This window comes from Delftia sp. WSY_16 (genome assembly GCF_043104415.1).
Lineage (GTDB): Bacteria > Pseudomonadota > Gammaproteobacteria > Burkholderiales > Burkholderiaceae_C > Comamonas > Comamonas tsuruhatensis.
The window spans coordinates 25355-46256 of sequence record NZ_JBICKS010000008.1; the positions used below are offsets into that span (position 1 = coordinate 25355).

Below are 20902 nucleotides of genomic sequence, written 5' to 3' on the forward strand. Positions count from 1 at the left end.
ACTGCCCCGCTCCTGCGGGGCTTTTTCATTGCTCCAGGTCCTGGGCCAGCTGCTGCAGCAACGGGCCGCAGTCCTGCTCGATCTTGAGGGCCAGCAAATCCTCGGAGCGCATGCGGCCCTGGTTGATGGCGGCCACCGGCTTGCCCTGGGCCACGGCCTCATGCACGAAGCGCAGGCCTGAATACACCATCAGCGAAGAACCGGCGACCAGCAGCCCGCCGGCCTGCTGCAGCATGGCGCGCACGGCCTGCACCCGCTGGCTGGGCACGCCTTCCCCATAGAACACCACATCGGGCTTGAGCACGCCGCCGCAGTGCGGGCAGGCCGGCACGTCGAAGCAGCTGAAGTCGCGCCCCTCCAGATCGGCATCGCCGTCGGGCGCGGCCTGGGCGCTCAGGCCGGCCCAGCCGGGGTTGCGCTGCAGCAGCATGGCCTGCAGCGAGGCGCGCTCCATGCCGGCGCCACAACCCATGCAGCGCACGGCGGCAATGCGGCCGTGCAGGTCGATGACACCCTCGCTGCCTGCCGCTGTATGCAGGCCGTCCACGTTCTGGGTGACCAGACCGGCCATCCATCCGCGCTGCTGCAGCAGCGCCAGCGCCTCATGGGCCGGGCCGGGCCGGGCCTGCGCCATCACGGGCCAGCCCAGCAGGCTGCGCGCCCAATAGCGCTGGCGCGTGGCATGGCTGCCCATGAAGGCCTGCAGCGTCACGGGCTGGGGCCGCTTCCACTGCCCCGCCGCATCGCGGTAGTCCGGAATGCCCGAGCCTGTGCTGCAACCTGCGCCCGTCAGCACCAGCCAGCGCTGGCCAGGGCGCAGCAGGGCACGCAGCGCCTGCGCGGCATCCTGCACAGGCGGGGACAGGGAGGGCGATGGTGCAGCAGTCATGGGAGCACAGCATAGCGATCCATGGATGGCTTGGTGCGGAAACACCGTGTTGCATTCAGCGCCAGGGCGCAGCGGAGACAATGGCTGCATGCCCCACGCACATGCCACCGCCCCCGTCCCCAGCAACGCCAACGGCCCCCACATGCTGACCCGCGCCGGACTGGCCACCGCCCTGACTGCCGCTCTGCTGGCCGGCTGCGCCTCCCGACCTGCGCCCACGCCGGTGCCAGCGCCAGCTTCCGCTGCGGCGACTTCCATGGCTGCGGCCGCCCCTGCCGCCCCTGCCGCCCCTACCGCCCCTGCCGCGGCGGCACAGGCCGGCCCGGCCGCAGCGCCTGCTGCCGAGGCAAGCGGCGCGCAAGAGGCGTCCCAGCAGGCCGAGGCCGCCAGCTTCGAGGCCTGGAAGCGGGACTTTGCGCGCAAGGCGCTGGAGGCCGGCATCTCCGCCAAGACCGTGAGCAGCGCGCTGGAGCCGGCCCGGCTGCAGCGGCGCGCGGTGCAGCTGGACCGCTCGCAGCCCGAGTTCACGCGCACGCCCTGGCAGTACCTGGACAGCGCCGTCTCGGCCCAGCGCATTGCCCAGGGCCGTGCCAAGCTGCGCGAAGCGGCTGCACCGCTGCAGGCGGCCAGCCAGCGCCATGGCGTGCCGGCCGAGGTGATCGCCGCCATCTGGGGCATGGAAAGCAATTACGGCAGCAACTTCGGCAACTTCCCCACCGTCGATGCGCTGGCCACCCTGGCCTTCGACGGCCGGCGCGCGGCCTGGGCTCAGAAGGAGTTGCTGGCCGCCCTGCGCATCATCGACAACGGCGACATCGACGCGGCCCACATGATCGGCTCCTGGGCCGGCGCCATGGGCCATACGCAGTTCCTGCCCTCGGTCTTCCTGGCCTATGCGGTGGATGCCGATGGCGATGGCCGCCGTGACATCTGGGGCAGCCTGCCCGATGTGACGGCCTCCACGGCGAACTACCTGGCCCATTCGGGCTGGAAGACGGGCGAGCCCTGGGGCGTGGAAGTGCGCCTGCCGGCAGGCTTTGACCATGCACGCGCCGAGACCAGCGTGCGCCAGGACAGCGCGCAATGGGCGGCCGAGGGCGTGCAGGCCGTGGACGGCTCCGCCCTGCCCGCCATGGCCGAAGCCAGCGTGATCGCACCGGCCGGCGCGCGCGGCCCGGCCTTCATGGTGGGCGCCAACTTCCGCACCATCCTGCGCTACAACAACTCCGTGAATTACGCGCTGGGCGTGGGCCTGCTGTCGCAGCAGCTGGCCGGTGGCCCGGGCGTGCAGGCGGCCTGGCCGCGCGATCTGGCCCCGCTGTCGCGCGAGCAGTTGCGCGCCTTGCAGGCCGCGCTCAACGACCGGGGATTTTCAGCCGGCACGGCCGATGGCGTGATGGGCCCGGCCACGCGCGCGGGCCTGCGCCAGTTCCAGCAAAGCCAGGGCCTGGTGGCCGATGGCTATCCCACGCTGGAGCTGCTGCAGAAACTGCAGCCCTGAACGCTCTCACCCGGCGGCGCTGCCCGGCTCCGGGTAGGTGACGTCCAGCACTTCCAGCGTGCGCACACCTGCGGGGGTGGGCAGGGCCACCTCGTCGCCCACACGGGCCTTGAGCAGGGCGCGCGAGACGGGTGCGATCCAGCTGACCTGTTGGCGTGCGCTGTCGGCCTCGTCGATGCCCATGATGGTGATGGTGCGCTCCTCGCCTTCGTCATCGACGTAGGTGACGGTGGCGCCGAAGTAGATCTGCTCGCTGCCGGCATGCACGGAGGGATCGACCACCTCGGCGATCTCCAGCCGCTTGGTCAGGAAGCGGATGCGCCGGTCGATCTCGCGCAGGCGCTTCTTGCCGTACAGATAGTCGCCGTTCTCGGAGCGGTCGCCATTGCTGGCCGCCCAGTGCACGATCTCCACGATGCGCGGGCGCTCGTTGTCGATCAGGTCCAGCAGCTCGCCCTTGAGCCGCGCGAAGCCCTGGGGCGTGATGTAGTTCTTGCCGCCCGGCGGCAAGGGCGGCAGGCCGACTTCATCATCGTCGTCGCCGTCGGATTCCTTGGTGAAAGCCTTGCTCATAGGGAGCCGATCTTCACACAGATCACCGCAGCAGGCGAAGACGCCGAACAAACCTCGACACCAACTGAGCACAAACGAAAAAGCCTCAGAACTTTGCAGTTCTGAGGCTTGTCGTTTTGGTGCGGCTGGCAGGAATCGAACCCACGACCCCTTGGTTCGTAGCCAAGTACTCTATCCAGCTGAGCTACAGCCGCCAAGCTTTGAATTATAGCGTGCTTTTTGAACGCCTACGGAAAACCATGAAAATATCGAAAAATAACCGTTGACCAGCGCCTGAACCATGGCCACGGCCTCCGTGCGGGCACCTGAAACGAAAAAGCCTCAGAACTTTGCAGTTCTGAGGCTTGTCGTTTTGGTGCGGCTGGCAGGAATCGAACCCACGACCCCTTGGTTCGTAGCCAAGTACTCTATCCAGCTGAGCTACAGCCGCCAAGATAACGATTGTATATCAATTTCCGGCCTCTCCGCAAAAATTGCAACCATCGCAAACTCCCGGCCCCGTGGCGCACCGCGCTGGCCTATATTGGCCGGTCGCGGATGCAGGCCCTGCCCTGCACCTGCGCGGGAGACAAACACAGCGAGCGGCCCGCCGCAGCGGCGGGAACGACAAGACATGACAGACAAGCGCGCGGCCACGCAGCCGCAACCGCCCGAGGGCGCCATGTGGGGGCAGCTGTTTCGCCGCAGCGCCCGCCCCTCCCTGAGCCTGCAGGGCCAGATCCGCGAGATGCTGGTCGATGCCATCCTCTCGGGCATCCTCGCACCCGGCGAATCCATTCCCTCCAGCCGCGAGCTGGCGCGCCACCTGGGCGTGGCACGCATCACCGTGGTGCTGGCCTACCAGCAGCTGGCCGAGGAAGCCTTTTTGCTGAGCCGCCAGCGCAAGGGCCACTTCATCCATCCCGACGTACTCAAGGGGCGCACGCCGGGCGGCGCTGCGGCCAGCAGCCCCCCTGGCGAAGGCCGCCGCACCGACTGGTCGCGGCGCCTGTGGCTGCTGCCCAGCCAGCAGCGCAGCATCGTCAAGGAAGAGGACTGGCAGCGCTACCCCTATCCCTTCCTGTACGGCCAGTTCGACAAGGAGCTGTTTCCCACGGCCGCCTGGCGCGAATGCTGCCTCAAGGCCCTGGGCGTGCTGGACATACGCCAGTGGGCGCCCGACCAGATCGCGCGCGACGACGAGATGCTGATCCAGCAGGTGCAGACCAAGATCCTGCCGCGCCGCGGCGTCTGGGCCTCGGCCGACGAGCTGATCATCACCGTGGGTGCTCAGCACGCCCTCTACATGGTGGCCGACCTGCTGATGCGCGAGGGCACGGCCGTGGGCATCGAGGAGCCCGGCTACCCCGATGCGCGCAACATCTTCAGCAGCCGCACCTCCCAGGTCATCCCGCTGCCGGTGGACGGCCAGGGCCTGCCGGTCACGCCGCTGCTGCGCCAGCTGGACTACCTCTACGTGACGCCTAGTCACCAGTGCCCCACGGGCGTGACCATGCCGCTGGCCCGGCGCGAGGCGCTGCTGGAGATGGCCGAGGCGCACGACATCATCCTCATCGAGGACGACTACGAGAGCGAGAGCAGCTTCGACGGCCAGCCCATTCCGGCGCTCAAGAGCCTGGACCGCAGCAACCGCGTGATCTACGTGGGCAGCCTGTCCAAGAGCCTGGCGCCGGGCCTGCGCGTGGGATACATCGTGGCCGCACCAGAGCTGATACGCGAGCTGCGTGCACTGCGCCGGCTCATGATCCGCCACCCCGCCACCTTCGTGCAGCGCACGCTGGCCATGTTCATCTCCCTGGGCCACTACGAGGCCCAGCAGCGGCGCCTGGCCCAGGCGCAGAAGGAGCGGCACGCAGCCCTCACGGCCGCCATGGCCGAGCATGCGCCCGGCTGCCGCATCACGCCCGTGCGCGGCGGCGGCTCGTGCTGGGTGCAACTGCCCGACCACATTCCTGTCGAAGCCCTGGCGCAGCGCGCCGCCGCGCACGGCGTGCTCATCGAGCCCGGCGATGTGTTCTTCGCCCGCCCGGGCACGCCCGGCAGCTACATGCGCATGGGCTACCAATCCATACCCGCCAACGACATCGGCCAGGGCGTGAAGGCCCTGGCCGATGCGATCCGTGAGGAGCAGCAGTAACGCAAGGAATGGCCGGGACCGGCCCTGCCGGTCCCGTCGCCCCTGGGTCAGTACTTCTGCGGCTCGGGCCGCGCAGCCTCGGACAGCGATGTCACCACGGGCGCCACGCCGCGCTGCAGGAACTGCCGCACGGCGTAGGCCAGCAGCAAAATGCACAGGCTGGCCACGCCCAGCGCCAGCGGCGTGCGCTGCTCGGGGATGAAGGCCATGGCGATGACGATGGACAGCATGCCGAAGATGGCGAACCAGGTCAGGTACGGATAGCACCACATGCGCACCTTGAGCTGGTGGGGCGCCTCGCGCTCCAGCCGGGCGCGCAGGCGCAGCTGCGAGATGGCGATCAGGATGTAGACGAAGATCGCCACCGTGCCGTAGGAGTTGACCAGGAAGGCAAACACCTTGTCGGGCGACACATAGGACATCACCACGGCGCCGTAGCCGAACAGCGTGGCCACCAGGATGGCCCGCGTGGGCACGCCATTGCGGCTGACCTTGGCCAGCGCCTGGGGCGCGTCGCCGCGCCGCGTCAGCGCGAACAGCATGCGAGATGACGCATACAGCCCCGAGTTCAGCGCCGACAGCACGGCCGTCAGCACGATGGCATTCATGATCTGCGCGGCGGCCGGCACGCCCATGGTGTTGAGCGCGCTGACATACGGCGTGGCAATGCCGCCCGCATTCCAGGGCACCAGGCAGGCCACCAGGAAGATGGAGCCCACATAGAACACCAGCACGCGCGTGATCACCGAGTTGGTCGCCTTGGCCACAGCCTTCTGCGGCTCGGCCGTCTCGGCGGCGGCAATGGTCACGATCTCGGCGCCGAAGTAAAAGCCCGTGGCCGCCACCGCCCCGGTCAGCACCGGCACGATGCCGTTGGGCATGAAGCCGCCGTTGCCGGTGAGGTTGCCGAAGTGCATGCCCTGCGAGGCGGGCGTCAGGCCCAGCACGTAGACGCCGGCCACGAACAGGAAGACCACGATGGCCGCCACCTTGATGGAGGCGAACCAGAACTCGAACTCGCCAAAGGACTTGACCGACACCAGGTTGGTCAGCGTCAGCATCACCAGCAGCACCAGGCTGATGCTCCAGTTGGGCACATCGGGCAGCCAGTAGCGCACCAGGTCGGCTCCGGCCACGGCCTCCAGCGCCACGACGATGACCCAGAAGTACCAGTACATCCAGCCCGTCAGAAAGCCTGCCAGCCGGCCCACGCCGGGGCGGTCGCGCCAGGCCTCTCGCGCAAACTCGTAGAACGAGCCTCCCCCGGGCATGGAGCAGGCCAGCTCGCCCAGCATGCGCATGACCAGGACCACGAGCAGACCCGTGATGAGGAAGGAAAGAATCGCGGCCGGCCCGGCCGACTTGATGACGACGCCGCTGCCCACGAACAGCCCGGCGCCGATGACGCCACCGAGGGCGATCATGGTCATGTGGCGTTCCTTGAGCCCGTGCGAAAGCCCCGGTGAAGAGGCGTGCTGATTTCCGATCATGTCTTGTCTCCTGTTTTATTCAGGCGCCACGGCTGATGCTCTGTTGTGGTGGCTGCGCAGGTGCGCGCCTTGCCGTGGCGTATCCGGTGTTCCCGGTGGCACGGGGCCGCAAGGCCCCGCGCCGTCAGGCGGCCGCCACCGGCGGGCGGTCCTTGCGGAAGGCGTTCTTCACGGCGATCTTTCCGTCCTTGAAGGTGAAGACATCCACCATGCGCGCTTCCACGCGCAGGCCGTCGGCCTTGGTGCCCTTGAAGGTGCTCTCGGACACGCCACGGTCGCCCTGCACGAAGTGGTCTCCATCGAGCCAGGCCGCATCGGGAAAGGCCTGCCAGGCCATCTGGAAGCCCTCGCGCACCGCCTGGCGGCCGACGAAGCTGCGGCCCATGAGATCGGGGCCGGCCACGGCGTGGAACTCGCATTCATCGGCCATGAAGCCCATCAGGGCCTCGATATCGTGGCGGTTCCAGGCCTCGGCAAAGCGGGCCAGGAACTGTGCGTCGGGAGGGTTGGTGTCTGCGCTCATGCTGTCTCCTTGTCTGTGGTGGGTCCCACGGCGCCGGGCCCGGGCAGGGCCGCCGCGCCGCGTCATCGAAATGTCGATGGGCCATGGTAGGTAGCAGGCACACGGACCCGTTAGAACCAGATGCCATCAATCGTTAGGTCCAGGCGCGCGCACCGGCCGCCGCTGGCTCTATCGAAAGCTGGGCTGTGGCGCTAACTGGCTCCATGGCCTGCTGGCTATGCTGATTCCATCGTCGGTGCACCGCCTTGCAGGGCTCGCCGGCATTGGCCCCATTCCACCGAATCCATAGCAAAAAGCGGCAGATCCCAAGCCGCCGCACCAGGAGACATCCGCCATGAAAGCCGAGGACATCCGCCCCAGCCACCTGCGTCCCTACGACCCTCAGTACGACCCGCTGGTGGCCGCCAACCCGGGCCACGGCACGGGCTATGCGCCCACTTACTGGGTCGGCACGGCGGGACGCCCGCCAGACGATGACGGCCCGGTCACCGGCGACATGGACGTGGACGTGGCCATCGTCGGCTCGGGCTTCACGGGCCTGGCCACGGCCCTGTTTCTGGCGCGCGAACACGGCATCCGCGCCGTGGTGCTGGACGCCAACCAGACCGCCTGGGGTTGCACCAGCCGCAACGGCGGCCAGGGGCAGAACGCCAGCGGGCGCCTGTACCGCTCGCAATGGATCGCACGCTGGGGCAAGGACGTGGCGCTCAAGCTCGACGCCGAGATCCGCGAGGGCTTCCAGACCTTCAAGGACCTGGTGGCCGAATTCCCCGAGTGCGAGCCCCAGCCCGGCGGCCACCTCTACATCGCCCACCGCGAAAAGAAACTCGACTTCCTGCGCAACGAGACCCAGATCATGCGCGAGGTCTTCGGCTACGACGCCCGCATGCTCAGCCCCGAGGAGCTGCGCCGCGACTATGTGAACGATGCCGACAGCCATGGCGCCATGCACGAGCCCGACGGCATCGGCGTGCACCCGCTCAAGCTGGCCTTCGGCTACCTGCGCAAGGCGCGGGAGCTGGGCGTCAAGGTGCACCCGGCCAGTCCGGTGCTGGGCGTCGAGACGCGCAACGGCGTGCACCACCTGCGCACGCCCGGCGGCACCGTGCGGGCGCGCGCCGTGGGCTTTGCCACGGGCGGCTACACCAGCAACGCCCTGCATGGCAGCCTGCGCTCCAAGATCATGCCCATCCTCTCGAACTCGCTGGTCACGCGGCCGCTGACCGAGCAGGAGCTGGAGGCCACGGGCTTCAAGACTACCCAGGTCATCACCGACACCCGCACGCTGCGCTTTTACTACCGCCGCCTGCCCGGCAACCGCGTACAGATCGGCAGCCGCAGCGCCGTCACGGGTGCCGATGCGCCCAACCCCATCCACATGGCCAAGCTGGTGGACGGCCTGCACCGCAAGTTCCCGGCGCTCAAGGGCATCACCATCGACTACTCCTGGTGGGGCTGGGTCGATGTGAGCCACGACATGATGCCGCGCGTCTTCCAGCCCGATCCGGCCCAGAGCATCTTCTACGCCGTGGGCTATGGCGGCAACGGCGTCTCCTTCTCGGCCCACGCGGGCCGTCGCATGGCCGAGCGCATCGCGGGGCGCCAGAGCAAGACCTTCGAGCTGCCCATCTACAACTCGGAGCTGGAGTACCCGAACGTCTTCAACATGGTGCGCTCGCCCGCGTTTGCGCCGTTTCGCCGGCTGGGGCAGCGGTTCCTGTACCACTGGTACTACATGCGCGACGAAAAGCTCTGAACCCCAACCGATTGCTGCTTGGGCCGGCCTCCTGCAGGGGGCCGGCCCTTTTTTTCAGCAGCGCCGGGGGCGGCCACGTGCTACCGGTTCCGCATCCAGTCGGCCGTGTTCATGAAGCTGGCCTTGAGGCGCACGCGCAAATCCTCGGGCACGCCGGTCTCGCCCATGGCCTGGTCCATGCAGGCCACCCATTGGTCGCGTTCCAGGATGCCGATGGAAAACGGCATGTGGCGCATGCGCAGGCGCGGGTGGCCGAAACGGTCCTGGTAATGGTCGGGGCCGCCCAGCCAGCCGCACAGGAACCAGAACAGCTTCTGGCGCGCATCGGCCAGCGTGCTGCCGTGGGCGGCACGCAGTTCGGCATAGCCGGGCTCCAGGTCCATCAGATCGTAGAAACGGTCCACCAGGGCCTGCACCCTGGGCTCGCCGCCGATCCATTCATAGGGGGTCTGGGGAGCGTTGTTCTGGGATTCCTCTGACATGGCGAAAAGCGGCTGGCGGCTGAGTGAAACCCGCGATTGTCAGGCATGTGCCATGTCCGTGCCCGTACCGGTATCCGTGGGCGCCCCGGCACGCAGGAAGCCGTACACCGCCAGCGCCGTGAGCACCGTGATGCCCGCCAGCACATCCAGCAAGATGCCAAAGGCCTGGCCATAGGCCGCCAGCACGGCGGGTGCAGACAGTCCGGGCAGCAGGGCCATGGCCTCGGCGATGTTCCCCGTCACCAGCAACTGCGCCGCGCGGCCGGTGGCATGCAAGGACTGCACCGCGTTCACCGCAGGCATCGCCTGGGGTGCCTGAGCTGCCAGGGCCGATAGACGCCATGCCAGCAATGCAGCCAGCCCCGCGCCCACCAGCGCCAGCGCCATGCCTTCGCCCGCCACGCGCACCGTGCTGAAGATGCCCGTGGCCATGCCCGCGCGCTCGCTGGGCACCACGCTCACGGCCAGGCCATCCATCAAACCCCAGGGCAGCCCGATGCCCAGGCCGATCAGCAGCAGCGGAGGCGCCATCTGCGCAAAGGCCGTGCCCGGCGCGCACCCGCCCAGCCACAGCAGGCCCGCCGCGCACACCAGCAACCCCGCCAGGCACAGCGGCGCGGCCGAGATCCAGCGTGTGAGCCAGCCCGCCAGCAACGGCACGAACAGCATGGGCAGGGACAGCACAAACATCAGCTGCCCCGCCTGCAGCGGCGCCATGCCCTCCACGCCGATGAAGCGCACCGGCAGCAGCACCAGCAGCACCACGAAGGCATAGGCCGGCGCGCCCGCCAGCAACTGCACGCCAACGAAACGCGGATAGCGAAACAGCGACAGGTCCAGCATGGGCTGCCCCGTGCGCTGCTGCACGCGCCGCTCCACGGCCACGAAAGCGGCCAGCGCCAGCGCGGCGCCGGCCAGCGGCAGCAGCGTTGCAGCGCTGGACCAGCCCGCCTCCGGCCCCTGCAGCACGCCCCAGGTCAGCAGCGCCAGGGCTGCGGTGAACAGCAGCGCGCCGGCCCGGTCCAGCCGCTGCGCCTTCGGGTTGCGCGACTGCGGCATGCAGCGCAGCCCCAGCACCAGCGCGGCCAGCGCCACGGCGGCCACGCAAAGCACCACGCCGCGCCAGCCCGCCACGCCCAGCAACCAGCCCGACAGCAACGGCCCGAAGGCCAGGCCCACGCCAAACGACGTGCCCACGCCACTGAAGGCACGCATGCGCCCCGCTCCATCGAACACCTGGGCCAGCGCCGCCGTCCCGCCCGCCAGCGCGGCCGCCGCGCCCAGGCCCTGCAGCGCACGCAGCAGGTTGAACACGACGATGGCCCCCTGCCCGCCCAGGCAGGCCTGGGCCAGCGCACTGGCCAGCACCACGCCCAGCCCGGTCAGGAAAACGCGCCGCCGCCCGTGCAGATCGGCCAGCGCGCCGGCCGCCATCAGCGTGGCGCCAAAGCTCAGCATGAAGGCATTCGTCACCCAGTTCAGCGCCAGCGGCCCGCCGCCCAGCGCCTCGCGCAGCGCAGACAGGGCCACGGCCGGCCCGGTAAAGCTCAGCGGCATCGCCAGCGCCGCAAGGCACACCGACAACAGCACCCAGACCGAGGACGCACGCGGTCGCGCTGTGCCGTGGAGCGCATCCGGTGCGCGGGAAGAAGTCAGGCAGGAGGACATGATTGGCAAGGCTTTCGCAATTTCCCGGCCGCACATGGCCAGGCTTGCATGAACGATAAAAGCGCTGCAATGCCGTGAAAATAGGCGCCAGACTCCCCACACTCCCAACCCAAGGTTGGCAATCGACATGGACAGCTTCAGCGGACTCGAATCCTTTGTGCGTGCAGCCGACCTGCTGAGCTTTGCCGAGGCCGGGCGCGCCCTGGGCATCTCGGCCTCGGCCGTAGGCAAGAACGTGGCGCGGCTGGAACAGCAACTGGGCCTGCGCCTGTTCCAGCGCACCACGCGCCAGGTGCGGCTCACACAGGAAGGCGCGCTGTTCCATGAGCGCTGCCGCCGCATCCTGGATGAACTGCACGATGCGCGCGCCACCATGCAGGCCGCCGCCGAGGCGCCGCGCGGACGGCTGCGCGTGAGCCTGCCCACCATCGGCTACCGCTTCCTGCTGCCTGTGCTGCCCGAGTTCCAGGCCCTGTACCCGGAGGTTGACCTGGACCTGGACTTCAACGATCACCTGGTGGACGTGGTCGAGGCCGGCCTGGACGTGGTCATCCGCAGCGGCGAACTGGCCGACTCGCGCCTGGTGGCGCGCCGGCTGGGGCCGTTCCGCTTCATCCTGGCCGGCTCGCCCGACTACCTGGCGGCACGGGGCATTCCGCAATCCCCCGCCGAACTGGCACAGCACAGCTGCCTGCGCTACCGCTTCCTGAGCAGCGGCAAGCTGGAGGAATGGGTGCTGCCCGGCATGCCGCCCCACCTGCCCTCCGCCCTGGTCTGCAACAACATGGAAGCCATGCTGGGCGCGGCCGTGGCGGGCATGGGGCTGGCCTATATGCCGGACTTCCTCGCGCGGGATGCACTGGGACGTGGCGAACTGCAGCGGGTGCTGGCGGAGGACCTGACGCACACGGGGCAGTTTTCGGCGCTGTGGGCGTCGAGCCGGCAGTTGTCGCCTAAGGTGAGGGCGTTTGTGGATTTTGTGGGGGAGAGGCTGTTCAAGGAGTCTTGAACGGGGCCGTCCCCTGCTGTTGCTCGTTTCTGCCCCTGCCGGGTGGTTGTTTTTCGAGGCCGGGTCTCGGCCCGGCGGCCGACTGCCCTTTCTTGATTCGCCAAGAAAGGTCAGATCAAAGAAGGCGACCCGGATGTCCGCGACCCTCCGCTTCGCTGCGGGCAACCTGCGTCGTGGCGGTTGCGGGGTTCGCCGTGAAACTCACTTCGCGCTGCGCGCTACGTTCAAACATCACGGCGAGTCAGATCACGAAGCAGTCCTGTCCTTCGGCAGGACTGCAACCCCGCAACCGCCACGCCGCAGGCGCTGACATACGGGGAGTTGGCTCGGGCCTTCGCTTCGCTCGGCCCCGGTTTGAAGCCGAGCGGAGCGACGGCGCCGGCTGTCGGCCGTTGGCTGTTGGCTGTTGGCTGTTGGCTGTTGGCTGCCCCAGCCTCCCCCTTCTGCCCACGCCTGCGTTGGGCGGGATGCGGGGTGGCAGCCCTGCCGAAGGACAGGGCTGCTTCGTCATCTGACTCGCCGTGATGTTTGAGTGAAGCGCGCAGCGCGCAACGAGTTTCACGGCGCACCCCGCATCCCGCCCAACGCAGGTAGCCCCGTAGCGAAGCGAAGGGGTCGTGGGCAGTTTGGGGCGCGCTTCTTTGCTTCCTTTCTTATCGCGCGATAAGAAAGGGAGTCGGCTGCCGGGCCGAAACCCGGCCCCGAAAAACAACCACCCGGCAGGGGCAAAAAACAGAACCCAAAGACCTACTCAGCCACCTGCCTCAACGTATCCATCACAGGCCTCCTCAACACCTCTCGCAACGCCCACCACCCCGCCATCCAGGCCAGCAAGGCCCCGGCAACAGCCCCCGCCAGCGGAGCCCACCAAGGCACGGTCCAGTTGAACTCGAACACCCAGCGCGCCAGGGCCCAGCCCACGGCCCCCGCCGCGCAGCTGGCCAGGAAACCCGCCAGCAGGCCCACGCCGGCCAGCTCGGCGCGCTGCACCTGCGCCAGCAGCCGGGCCTGGGCACCGACGGCGCGCATGATGGCGTACTCGCGGGCGCGCTCCTCGCGCGTGGCGGTGACGGCGGCGAAGAGCACGACCAGGCCGGCTGCCAGGGTGAAGCCGAAGAGGAATTCCACCGCGCGTATCACCTGGTCCAGCACGCGCTGCACCTGGGCCAGCGTGGTGCTCAGGTCCACGTTGGTGATGTTGGGAAACTCGCGCACCAGGGCGTTGTCGAAGCCCGCCACGTCGGGCGCGCGGTAGGCGGCCAGGTAGCTGACGGCCACGTCGTCCAGGTGGTCCACGGGATAGATCACGAAGAAGTTGGCCCGCATCGATCCCCAGTCCACCTTGCGCAGGCTGGTGATGCGCGCCTCGCTGGGCACGCCGCCCACGTCGAAGCCCAGCGTGTCGCCGAGCTTGAGGCCCAGGGTCTCGGCAATGCCGTCCTCCACGCTGATCTCGCCCTTGGCGCCAGGCGTCCAGGTGCCCGCCGTGATCAGGTTGTGTGCGGGCGCCTGCGCCGTGGTGGAGAGGTTGAACTCCCGGTCCACCAGGCGCTTGGCACGGTCTTCGCTGAAGTCGTCGGGGCTGACCGGCTTGCCGTTGACGGTGACCAGACGCCCCCGGATCATGGGGAACCAGTCATAGGAGGTGACGCCAGCCTTGTCCAGCGCCGCGCGGAAACCGTCGGCCTGCTCGGGCTGCACGTTGATGACGAAGCGGTTGGGCGCATTGGCCGGCGTGGCCTGGCGCCAGCTGCCGATGAGGTCGGTGCGCAGCAGCACCAGCAGCATGAGCGCCAGCAGCCCCACGGCCAGGCTGCTGATCTGCACCACGGCATAGGCGGGGCGCGCGGCGATCTGGCGCGTGGCCAGCACCAGCCAGCGCGGCGCCGTGCTCTCGTGCACCAGGCGGCGCAGCACCTGCACGGCCAGCCAGCCCAGGGCCGCGAACAGCAGCACGGCCACGGCAAAGCCGCCCACGGCGATCAGGCCCAGCTTGATGTCGCGGCTGGCCGCCAGCAGCAAGGCCGCAAAACCGGCCACGCCCACGGCCAGCACCACCACCGAGGCAGGCTTGAGCGCGCCCAGGTCGCGGCGCATGACGCGCAGCGGCGGCACGCGCGCCAGCTGCAGCACGGGCGGCAGGCCAAAGGCCAGCAGCAGGGTCAGCCCCATGCCCACGCCGAAGGCCGCAGGCCACAGGCCCGGTGCGGGCAAGGCGGTTTCCACCAGACCGGCCAGCAGCAGCACGAAGACATGGTGAATGGCCCAGCCCAGCAGCACGCCCGCGGCGCTGGAGGCCAGGCCGACCAGCACGAACTCCACCGTATAGGCCCCTGCAATGCGCCGCTGGCTCTGGCCGAGCACGCGCAGCATGGCCGAGGCGTCGAGGTGGCTGTTGGCAAAGCCGCGCGCAGCCAGGGCCACGGCCACGGCCGACAGCAGCGCCGCCAGCAGGGCGACCAGGCTCAGGAATTTCTCGGCGCGGTCCAGCGTCTGGCGCATCTCGGGGCGGCCGCTGTCCAGCGACTCCACGCGCACGCCATGCACGCCGGGCGCCTTGGCCTGCTGCTCGGCCCAGACGCGGTAGCGCTGCACGGCCGGCTCGGAGCCATCACCCGCGCCGGCCACGGCCAGGCGGTAGGTGATGCGGCTGGCCGGCTGCACCAGGCCTGTGGCGGCAAGGTCGGCGGAGGCGATCATCACGCGCGGCGCAAAGTTCATGAAGCCCGCGCCCCGGTCGGGCTCGATGGAGATGATGCGCGCCACGCGCAGTTGGGCGTCGCCCAGCAGCAGCATGTCCCCCACGCCTATGCCCAGCGACTCCAGCAGCGGCGCATCGACCCAGGCCTCGCCCCGCGCCGGTATCTCGCGCGTGGCCCGGTCGGCCGCGCCGGGGGCATCGGCCACGCGCAGGCTGCCGCGCAGCGGATAACCTTCGGGCACGCTCTTGAGCGCCACCAGGCGGCTCATGCCGCCTTGCGCGTCGCTGGCGCGCGCCATGGTCGGGAAGCTGGATGTCTCCAGGGCCTGCAGCCCTTCGGCGCGTGCGCGCTCGGCAAAGGCCGGCGCCGTGGGGTTGTCGCCGACCACGACCACGTCGCCGCCCAGCAGCTGGCGCGCATCGCGCTGCAGCCCCGCCTGCAGCCGGTCGGCAAAAAAGCCCACCGAACTGAGCGCGGCCACGGCCAGCATCACGGCGACGATCAACAGGCGCAACTCGCCCGCGCGCAGGTCGCGCCACAGGGTGCGCCAACCCAAGGTCCATGCAGAAGATCCATTCATGCCGCGCAGATTAGCGCAGGCGAAGATGGGCACCCGGGCGCCACGGCTATTGGCACGGCCGTTCAGAACGATTGGCCCAGCCGTTCAGAACATCAGCCGCAGGCCCAGGTCCAGCCCGAGCGCGCCGGCCGGCTGCATGCCGCCCGTGGTCAGGTAGCCGGGCTGGGGCAGGATGGCCGGGTTGCTGACCACCAGCGGCGTCACGCCCATCACGCCCGGGTTGTTGCGCCCGTTGCCCACGCTGATGCGCGACACCGTGGCGTACAGCGCCGTGCGTTTGGACAGCGGGTGTACATAGCCCAGGGCGAGCTTGTTCACCGAGGAATCGCCGTCGGCCAGGCCCTGGCCATTCCTGAACTGCACACGTGCATAGGAGGCGCGCAGCGCCCCCTGGCCCACGGGGATGTTCACACCGGCCAGCACGCCCAGGTAGCGGTCGTTGATGGCGGCCAGCGTGCCGGCGTCGCGCCGCTCGTTGCGCACGCCGGACCATTCGCCAAACAGCTTGACCGGGCCGAAGTCATAGGAGCCGCCCAGGTTCAGCGACCGGATCTTTTCCGCGCCGGCGCCCGAGGTGCCCAGGGTGTTCTCGCCATAGCCCAGCGCCACATCGGCCGCCCCCATGGCCCAGCCGATGCGGGCACCCGCGTAGCGCCCCCGCTTCGAGCTGTTCTCGGGAAAGGCGTACATGGCCTGCCCGTAGACGCCGCCCAGGCCTGGCGGCAGGAAATAGCCGATGGAATTGCCTGCGCGCAGATAGGTGTCCGTGCCCGCCGACAGCCCGCCGCCCAGCAGGCCGCCCGTGGCCAGCGCGCGGGCGATGGCCAGGTTGCTGTTGACCACGGCGATCAGGTTGGTGCCCACGCCGTTGACGGTGAAGGGGTCGAAGGCCCAGTCGTTCAGAAACGAAGGCGTGTGATCGCGCCCCATGCGCAGCTCGCCCAGGCGCCCGGACAGGCTGATGGTGGCGCGCCGCCCGAAGTTGAGCGCGCCGCCGCCCGTGTCATTGGCCACCGGCGCCTCCAGCCACAGGCCGGCCATGAGGCCGCCGCCCAGGTCCTCGCTGGCGCGTATGCCGATGCGGCTGGCCAGGTTGCCCGAAGGCGACAGCGCCCAGGTGCTTTGCCGCGCCGAGCGCGCGGGGCCCGCGTCCCAGGATTCGCTGCGCACGCTGTAGCGGCTGATGCCGGCGTCCATCACGCCGAACAGCGTGACCGAGGTGGGCGCCTGGGCGGCGGCCGCGCCTGTCAGACACAGCAGGCCCAGCGCGTGCAGGCCGCAGGGATGGGGGTGAAGTCGGGGCATGGGGGTCTCCTGTTCATCGTGGGGGCTGGCGCGGTCCTGCGCCACGAATCGACTCTAGGAAAGCCATCGCGCCGCTTCTTGGCAGTTCATGCCAACGGCTTTGCAATTCACGACATGCGCGGGTTGCCCTGGTCAGGGTTGCCATGGATTTGTCCCAACAAGGCAAATGCCTGTCCCCCAATGGCAAGTCCCGGGAAAGCGGGCTTTCGATACTGGATGCCAGAACACGGAACAAGGAGACACGGATATGAGACTGCCCCACGCCATCGCCACGCTGCTCGCGGGCTGCGCCATCACCATCGCCATCGCCGGTACGGCCTGGAGCCGCCAGCCGCTCAGGCTCATCGTGCCCGCACCGCCGGGCGGCACCATGGACATCGTGGCGCGCGTCGTGGGCCAGCAGCTCGCGTCTGAAACAGGCCAGGCCGTGGTGATAGACAACCGCCCGGGCGCAGGCGGCCTGCTGGGCATGCAGACCCTGCTGCAGGCGCCCGCCGACGGGCAGACGCTGCTGGTGGGCGCAAGCAATCTGCTGGCCGAGATCCCCCATGTGATCAAGATGCCGTTCGATCCGCTCAAGGACCTGGTGCCCCTGGCCTCGCTGGCCCGCTCGGGCGTGGTGCTGGTGGCCGGGGCCAGCCAGCCCGCCCAGGACATGCAGGAGCTGCTCGCGCAGCTCAAGGCACGCAAAGGCCAGACCAGCTTTGCCAGCTACAGCCCCGGCACCGTGTCGCACTACGCCGGCCTGATCCTCAGCGACAAGGCGGGCCTGGACCTGCAGCACGTGGGCTACGCGGGCTCGCCGCCGGCCGTGCAGGCCCTGCTGGGCGGCCAGGTGGACGTCATGTTCGACGGCATGCTGACCTCGGTGCCCCTGATCAGGGCCGGCAAGCTGCGTGCCTACGCGTTCTCCGGCCCCCGGCGTTCGCGCCACCTGCCCCAGGTGCCGACCACCGCCGAACTCGGCTACCCCGAGCTGCAGTTTCGCGGCTGGGTGGGCCTGATCGCGCCCGCCCGCCTGCCCTCCGAAACCATGGAACGCCTGCGCGCCGCCATCGGGAAAGCGGCCAGCGCGCCGGCCGTGCAGCAAAAGCTCTCCGACGTGGGGCTGGAGCCCGAGGTGCTCACCGACACCGCCGCGCTGCAGCGCGAGACACGCCAGATGTCCGAGCGCAACGCCGGCATCGTGAAGAAATACCAGATCACCGCGAACTGACTTCCAGGGAAACACCGACCATGCAGATCCGACAGATCACCCCCGCCATCGGCGCCGAAATCTCCGGCGTCCATCTCGGCGATGCCGCACGCGACGCCGCACTGTTCGCGGACATCCGCGCCGCGCTGCTGACCCATCGCGTGCTGTTCTTCCGGGACCAGGACATCACGCGCGCCGAACATGTGGCCTTTGCCAGCCGCTTCGGCCCACTGGAGGACCATCCCGTGGCAGGCAGCGATCCCGAGCACCCTGGCCTGGTGCGCATCTACCGCAGCGACGATCCGCACAGCTACGAAAACACCTGGCACTGCGATGGCCTGTGGCGCCCCAACCCGGCCATGGGCGCGGTGCTGCGCTGCATAGAGTGCCCGCCGATCGGCGGCGACACCATCTGGGTCAACATGGTCAAGGCCTACGAGGAGCTGCCCGAGAGCATCAAGCGCAGCATCGACGGCCTGCGCGCCAAGGCCGGCATAGAGCACACCTTCGGTGCCGTGATGGCGCCCGAGGCGCGCGCGCGGCTGGCCAGCGAGCACCCGCCCGTGGAGCATCCCGTGGTGCGCACCCACCCCGAGACCGGCGAGAAGCTGCTGTTCGTGGGCGCGGGCTTCAGCACCCACTTCGTCAACTACAGCACGCCCGAGAACGTGCGCCACGGCATAGACAAGGCGCCCGGCGCCGCGCTGCTGATGAACTACCTGATCAGCCGCGCCACGATTCCCGAATACCAGGTGCGCTGGTCCTGGAAGCCCGGCGACGTGGCCGTCTGGGACAACCGCAGCACCCAGCACTACGCGCTCAACGACTACTACCCGGCGCCCCGCCGCATGGAGCGCGCAGGCATCGTCGGCGACATCCCGCGCTGAGCCCCTGCACCGACTCTTTACACACCCACCCCTCACCCCCACCCACCGGAGCGTCCCATGAATTTTCTCGATGGCCACCTGTTCCCCGAAAACCAGCAGCCCCTGATCATCACGGCGGCCCCCTATGCGCCGGGCTGGCTGCCCGGCGATTTCCCCGAAGACATTCCCGTGACCATGGACGAGCAGATCCAGAAGGCCGTGGACTGCTACAACGCCGGCGCCACCGTGCTGCACCTGCATGTGCGCGAGCTGGATGGCAAAGGCAGCAAGCGTTTGTCGAAGTTCAACGAGCTGATCGCCGGCGTGCGTGCGCGCGTGCCCGAGATGATCATCCAGGTGGGCGGATCGATCAGCTTTGCTCCCGAGACGGACGGCGCGGCCGCCAAGTGGCTGTCCGACGACACGCGCCACATGCTGGCCGAGCTGGAGCCCGTGCCCGACCAGGTCACGGTGACCGTCAATACCTCGCAGATGAACGTGACGGAGCAGGCCGAGGACGCGGACTTCAGGGGCACCTCGCGCGAGAATCCCGCCATCTTCGACGCCTACAAGGAGATGACCGTGCCCGCCCAGCCCGGCTGGGCCGAGGAGCACATCCGGCGCCTGTCCGCCGCCGGCATCCAGAGCGCCTTCCAGTGCTACAACATCAACAGCTTCGAGTCGGTGGAGCGGCTCATGCGCCGCGGCATCTACAAAGGCCCGCTGGTGATGAACTGGGTGGCGATCGGCGGCGGCATGGACGCGCCCAGCATCTACAGCCTGGCCAACTTCGTGCGCGCCGTGCCCGACGGCGCCGTGCTCACCGTGGAAAGCAATGTGCGCAACGTGCTGCCCGTGAACATGATGGGCATCGCCATGGGCCTGCACGTGCGCTGCGGCACCGAGGACTGCCTGTGGAACCAGTCGCGCAGCGCCAAGGCCAGCACGGTCTCCCAGATCGAACAGCTGGTGCGCATCGCGCGCGAGTTCGGCCGCCCCATCGCCACGGCGCAACAGGCGCGCGCCATCAGCAAGATTGGCGTGTTCTACGACACCCCCGAAGAGACATTGGCGGCCAACGGCTTCGCGCCCAACCGCAACGGCGGCAACCAGGGATTTCTGCGCAAGACCGCCTGACGCACTAGGCCTCGCCAACCCGTCCCTGCCCCCGCCTGCGCCAGTCCGAGACGCTGGCGCCGAAAGCGGCCCGGAACCAGTGGCAAAAGCCGCTGGGCGCGGCAAAACCCAGCAGGCCCGCCACCTCGCCCAGGGGCTGGCCACCGTCTTGCAGATGGCGCAGCACCAGTTCCCTGCGGAGGGTGTCGAGCAGTGCCGAGAAAGTCTGCCCCTCCGCAAGCAGGCGGCGGTGCAGCGTGCGGCGGTCCATTCCCAGGTGGCGCGCCACCTGCTGGGCCGTGCAGCGGCCGCCCGGCAGCAATGCAATGATCAACTCCCTGCAGGCCGCCTGCATGCCTTCACCCCGGCTGCGCAGCGCCTGCTCCAGATGGCTTCGCGCAAAGCGCGCAACGCCCGAGCCCTGCGCCTGGCCGCATTCGCGCAGCAGTTGCAGATCCGCCAGGCGGCAGACCATGCCGTTGAAAGGCTGGTCAAACAAAGGGGTCACGCCGAAGAAGGCACGGTGGGCCGATGCATCGGCCGGTGCGCGGTGTACGAAGCTGACCTGCTGCGGGCGCCACTGGGCGCCGATCAGCTCGCGCAGCACGCGAAACATCACGCCCACCGCCAGCTCCATGGACTGGCGCATGGCCATGCCCGCGATGGGCACCAGGTCCTGGCGCACCAGCACCCCGGAGCCCGCGTCCTCGATGCGTACGAACATGCCCGCACTCAGCAGCTTGAGGTAGCGGCACAGCGTGTCCAGCGCCTGGCGCGGCGTGGGCTCTTGCTGCAGCACAAGGCTGATGGGGCCCAGGTGGGACAGGCTGCGCCGCGCCGCCAGGCGCAGCGCGAAATCCTGCGTTCCCGTGGTGCGCGCGGCCACCTCCAGCAGCTCGCGCACGGCATGGATGGGAATCAGCGTCTCCGGGTCGTCGAGCAGGCGCGCCGACAGTCCCGCCGCGCGCACAAGGACGGCGGGATCATGGCCCAGGCTTTTCACCAGGTCGGCATAGCCATGCAGGCTGGCACTGCGGATCAGACCGCATGTGACGGGCCTGCGGCCTGCGGCCGCGGTGCCGATGGCATGGAGCGCAGGGGTCTGCATGG

The 20902-nt window shown here is 69.1% G+C and carries 16 protein-coding genes and 2 tRNA genes; 7 read left to right on the plus strand and 11 right to left on the minus strand.

Going from position 1 to position 20902, the window contains the following annotated elements:
• Nucleotides 1–25: 25 nt before the first annotated feature.
• Complete coding sequence (locus ACF8O7_RS05915) at nucleotides 26–889, minus strand: NAD-dependent protein deacetylase (RefSeq protein WP_126312805.1); 864 nt, start codon at nucleotides 887–889, stop codon at nucleotides 26–28.
• A gap of 88 nt (nucleotides 890–977) precedes the next feature.
• On the opposite strand from ACF8O7_RS05915, the gene ACF8O7_RS05920 reads away from it, so the two are divergent.
• The gene (locus tag ACF8O7_RS05920; protein ID WP_126312804.1) at nucleotides 978–2390 is read left to right on the plus strand and encodes a lytic murein transglycosylase; all 1413 of its coding nucleotides are present in this window, start codon (nucleotides 978–980) and stop codon (nucleotides 2388–2390) included.
• Between the two features lie 6 nt (nucleotides 2391–2396).
• Here ACF8O7_RS05920 and greB read toward each other — a convergent pair whose 3' ends face one another.
• The 3 genes from greB to ACF8O7_RS05935 form a co-directional block, all read right to left on the minus strand.
• A complete protein-coding gene (gene greB, locus ACF8O7_RS05925; protein WP_016450306.1) occupies nucleotides 2397–2963 on the minus strand; it encodes a transcription elongation factor GreB in 567 nt (188 codons plus the stop codon).
• A 117-nt stretch (nucleotides 2964–3080) separates the two neighbouring features.
• A tRNA-Arg gene (locus ACF8O7_RS05930) sits at nucleotides 3081–3157 on the minus strand.
• A 159-nt stretch (nucleotides 3158–3316) separates the two neighbouring features.
• Nucleotides 3317–3393, minus strand: a tRNA-Arg gene (locus tag ACF8O7_RS05935).
• A 183-nt stretch (nucleotides 3394–3576) separates the two neighbouring features.
• On the opposite strand from ACF8O7_RS05935, the gene ACF8O7_RS05940 reads away from it, so the two are divergent.
• On the plus strand, nucleotides 3577–5100 hold the full coding sequence (locus ACF8O7_RS05940) for a PLP-dependent aminotransferase family protein (RefSeq protein WP_126312803.1): 1524 nt from the start codon (nucleotides 3577–3579) through the stop codon (nucleotides 5098–5100).
• 47 nt (nucleotides 5101–5147) lie between these two features.
• On the opposite strand, the gene ACF8O7_RS05945 is transcribed toward ACF8O7_RS05940, so the two are convergent.
• Both ACF8O7_RS05945 and ACF8O7_RS05950 read right to left on the minus strand, forming a co-directional pair.
• The gene (locus ACF8O7_RS05945) at nucleotides 5148–6590 is read right to left on the minus strand and encodes an amino acid permease (protein WP_016450754.1); all 1443 of its coding nucleotides are present in this window, start codon (nucleotides 6588–6590) and stop codon (nucleotides 5148–5150) included.
• A 124-nt stretch (nucleotides 6591–6714) separates the two neighbouring features.
• Entirely contained in the window at nucleotides 6715–7113 is a 399-nt protein-coding gene (locus ACF8O7_RS05950; RefSeq protein WP_013803799.1) for a nuclear transport factor 2 family protein, read from the minus strand.
• 334 nt (nucleotides 7114–7447) lie between these two features.
• On the opposite strand from ACF8O7_RS05950, the gene ACF8O7_RS05955 reads away from it, so the two are divergent.
• Nucleotides 7448–8869: an NAD(P)/FAD-dependent oxidoreductase gene (locus tag ACF8O7_RS05955; RefSeq protein WP_392442731.1), complete on the plus strand. Its 1422-nt coding sequence runs from the start codon at nucleotides 7448–7450 to the stop codon at nucleotides 8867–8869.
• Nucleotides 8870–8949: 80 nt separating this feature from the next.
• On the opposite strand, the gene ACF8O7_RS05960 is transcribed toward ACF8O7_RS05955, so the two are convergent.
• Complete coding sequence (locus ACF8O7_RS05960) at nucleotides 8950–9351, minus strand: group II truncated hemoglobin (RefSeq protein WP_012203943.1); 402 nt, start codon at nucleotides 9349–9351, stop codon at nucleotides 8950–8952.
• A 39-nt stretch (nucleotides 9352–9390) separates the two neighbouring features.
• Nucleotides 9391–10908 (minus strand): MFS transporter, encoded by a 1518-nt coding sequence (locus ACF8O7_RS05965; protein ID WP_392442791.1) that lies wholly within the window; start codon nucleotides 10906–10908, stop codon nucleotides 9391–9393.
• Nucleotides 10909–11146: 238 nt separating this feature from the next.
• Here ACF8O7_RS05965 and ACF8O7_RS05970 point away from each other — a divergent pair, with 238 nt between their 5' ends.
• Complete coding sequence (locus tag ACF8O7_RS05970; RefSeq protein WP_046985609.1) at nucleotides 11147–12028, plus strand: LysR substrate-binding domain-containing protein; 882 nt, start codon at nucleotides 11147–11149, stop codon at nucleotides 12026–12028.
• Nucleotides 12029–12775: 747 nt separating this feature from the next.
• On the opposite strand, the gene ACF8O7_RS05975 is transcribed toward ACF8O7_RS05970, so the two are convergent.
• Nucleotides 12776–15310 carry an ABC transporter permease gene (locus ACF8O7_RS05975; protein WP_141829804.1) on the minus strand — a complete coding sequence of 845 codons (2535 nt, stop codon included), beginning with the start codon at nucleotides 15308–15310 and terminating at the stop codon, nucleotides 12776–12778.
• An 84-nt stretch (nucleotides 15311–15394) separates the two neighbouring features.
• Entirely contained in the window at nucleotides 15395–16615 is a 1221-nt protein-coding gene (locus ACF8O7_RS05980) for a porin (RefSeq protein ID WP_016450761.1), read from the minus strand.
• A gap of 247 nt (nucleotides 16616–16862) precedes the next feature.
• On the opposite strand from ACF8O7_RS05980, the gene ACF8O7_RS05985 reads away from it, so the two are divergent.
• From ACF8O7_RS05985 to ACF8O7_RS05995, 3 genes are read left to right on the plus strand one after another with little or no spacing between them, the layout of a single operon-like run.
• A complete protein-coding gene (locus tag ACF8O7_RS05985) occupies nucleotides 16863–17831 on the plus strand; it encodes a tripartite tricarboxylate transporter substrate binding protein (RefSeq protein WP_016454807.1) in 969 nt (322 codons plus the stop codon).
• Nucleotides 17832–17851: 20 nt separating this feature from the next.
• Nucleotides 17852–18697, plus strand: a complete 846-nt coding sequence (locus tag ACF8O7_RS05990) for a TauD/TfdA family dioxygenase (protein ID WP_099734467.1) — start codon at nucleotides 17852–17854, stop codon at nucleotides 18695–18697.
• A gap of 57 nt (nucleotides 18698–18754) precedes the next feature.
• Nucleotides 18755–19813, plus strand: a complete 1059-nt coding sequence (locus ACF8O7_RS05995; RefSeq protein ID WP_392442736.1) for a 3-keto-5-aminohexanoate cleavage protein — start codon at nucleotides 18755–18757, stop codon at nucleotides 19811–19813.
• Nucleotides 19814–19817: 4 nt separating this feature from the next.
• Here ACF8O7_RS05995 and ACF8O7_RS06000 read toward each other — a convergent pair whose 3' ends face one another.
• Nucleotides 19818–20900, minus strand: a complete 1083-nt coding sequence (locus tag ACF8O7_RS06000) for an AraC family transcriptional regulator (RefSeq protein ID WP_046240896.1) — start codon at nucleotides 20898–20900, stop codon at nucleotides 19818–19820.
• Between the last annotated feature and the right edge of the window lie 2 nt (nucleotides 20901–20902).

Coding starts and splice junctions, on each gene's coding strand:
- ACF8O7_RS05915 (WP_126312805.1), bottom strand. CDS start 889: ATGACTGCTGCACCATCGCCCTCCCTGTCCCCGCCTGTGCAGGATGCC.
- ACF8O7_RS05920 (WP_126312804.1), top strand. CDS start 978: ATGCCCCACGCACATGCCACCGCCCCCGTCCCCAGCAACGCCAACGGC.
- greB (WP_016450306.1), bottom strand. CDS start 2,963: ATGAGCAAGGCTTTCACCAAGGAATCCGACGGCGACGACGATGATGAA.
- ACF8O7_RS05940 (WP_126312803.1), top strand. CDS start 3,577: ATGACAGACAAGCGCGCGGCCACGCAGCCGCAACCGCCCGAGGGCGCC.
- ACF8O7_RS05945 (WP_016450754.1), bottom strand. CDS start 6,590: ATGATCGGAAATCAGCACGCCTCTTCACCGGGGCTTTCGCACGGGCTC.
- ACF8O7_RS05950 (WP_013803799.1), bottom strand. CDS start 7,113: ATGAGCGCAGACACCAACCCTCCCGACGCACAGTTCCTGGCCCGCTTT.
- ACF8O7_RS05955 (WP_392442731.1), top strand. CDS start 7,448: ATGAAAGCCGAGGACATCCGCCCCAGCCACCTGCGTCCCTACGACCCT.
- ACF8O7_RS05960 (WP_012203943.1), bottom strand. CDS start 9,351: ATGTCAGAGGAATCCCAGAACAACGCTCCCCAGACCCCCTATGAATGG.
- ACF8O7_RS05965 (WP_392442791.1), bottom strand. CDS start 10,908: ATGCCGCTGAGCTTTACCGGGCCGGCCGTGGCCCTGTCTGCGCTGCGC.
- ACF8O7_RS05970 (WP_046985609.1), top strand. CDS start 11,147: ATGGACAGCTTCAGCGGACTCGAATCCTTTGTGCGTGCAGCCGACCTG.
- ACF8O7_RS05975 (WP_141829804.1), bottom strand. CDS start 15,310: ATGAATGGATCTTCTGCATGGACCTTGGGTTGGCGCACCCTGTGGCGC.
- ACF8O7_RS05980 (WP_016450761.1), bottom strand. CDS start 16,615: ATGCCCCGACTTCACCCCCATCCCTGCGGCCTGCACGCGCTGGGCCTG.
- ACF8O7_RS05985 (WP_016454807.1), top strand. CDS start 16,863: ATGAGACTGCCCCACGCCATCGCCACGCTGCTCGCGGGCTGCGCCATC.
- ACF8O7_RS05990 (WP_099734467.1), top strand. CDS start 17,852: ATGCAGATCCGACAGATCACCCCCGCCATCGGCGCCGAAATCTCCGGC.
- ACF8O7_RS05995 (WP_392442736.1), top strand. CDS start 18,755: ATGAATTTTCTCGATGGCCACCTGTTCCCCGAAAACCAGCAGCCCCTG.
- ACF8O7_RS06000 (WP_046240896.1), bottom strand. CDS start 20,900: ATGCAGACCCCTGCGCTCCATGCCATCGGCACCGCGGCCGCAGGCCGC.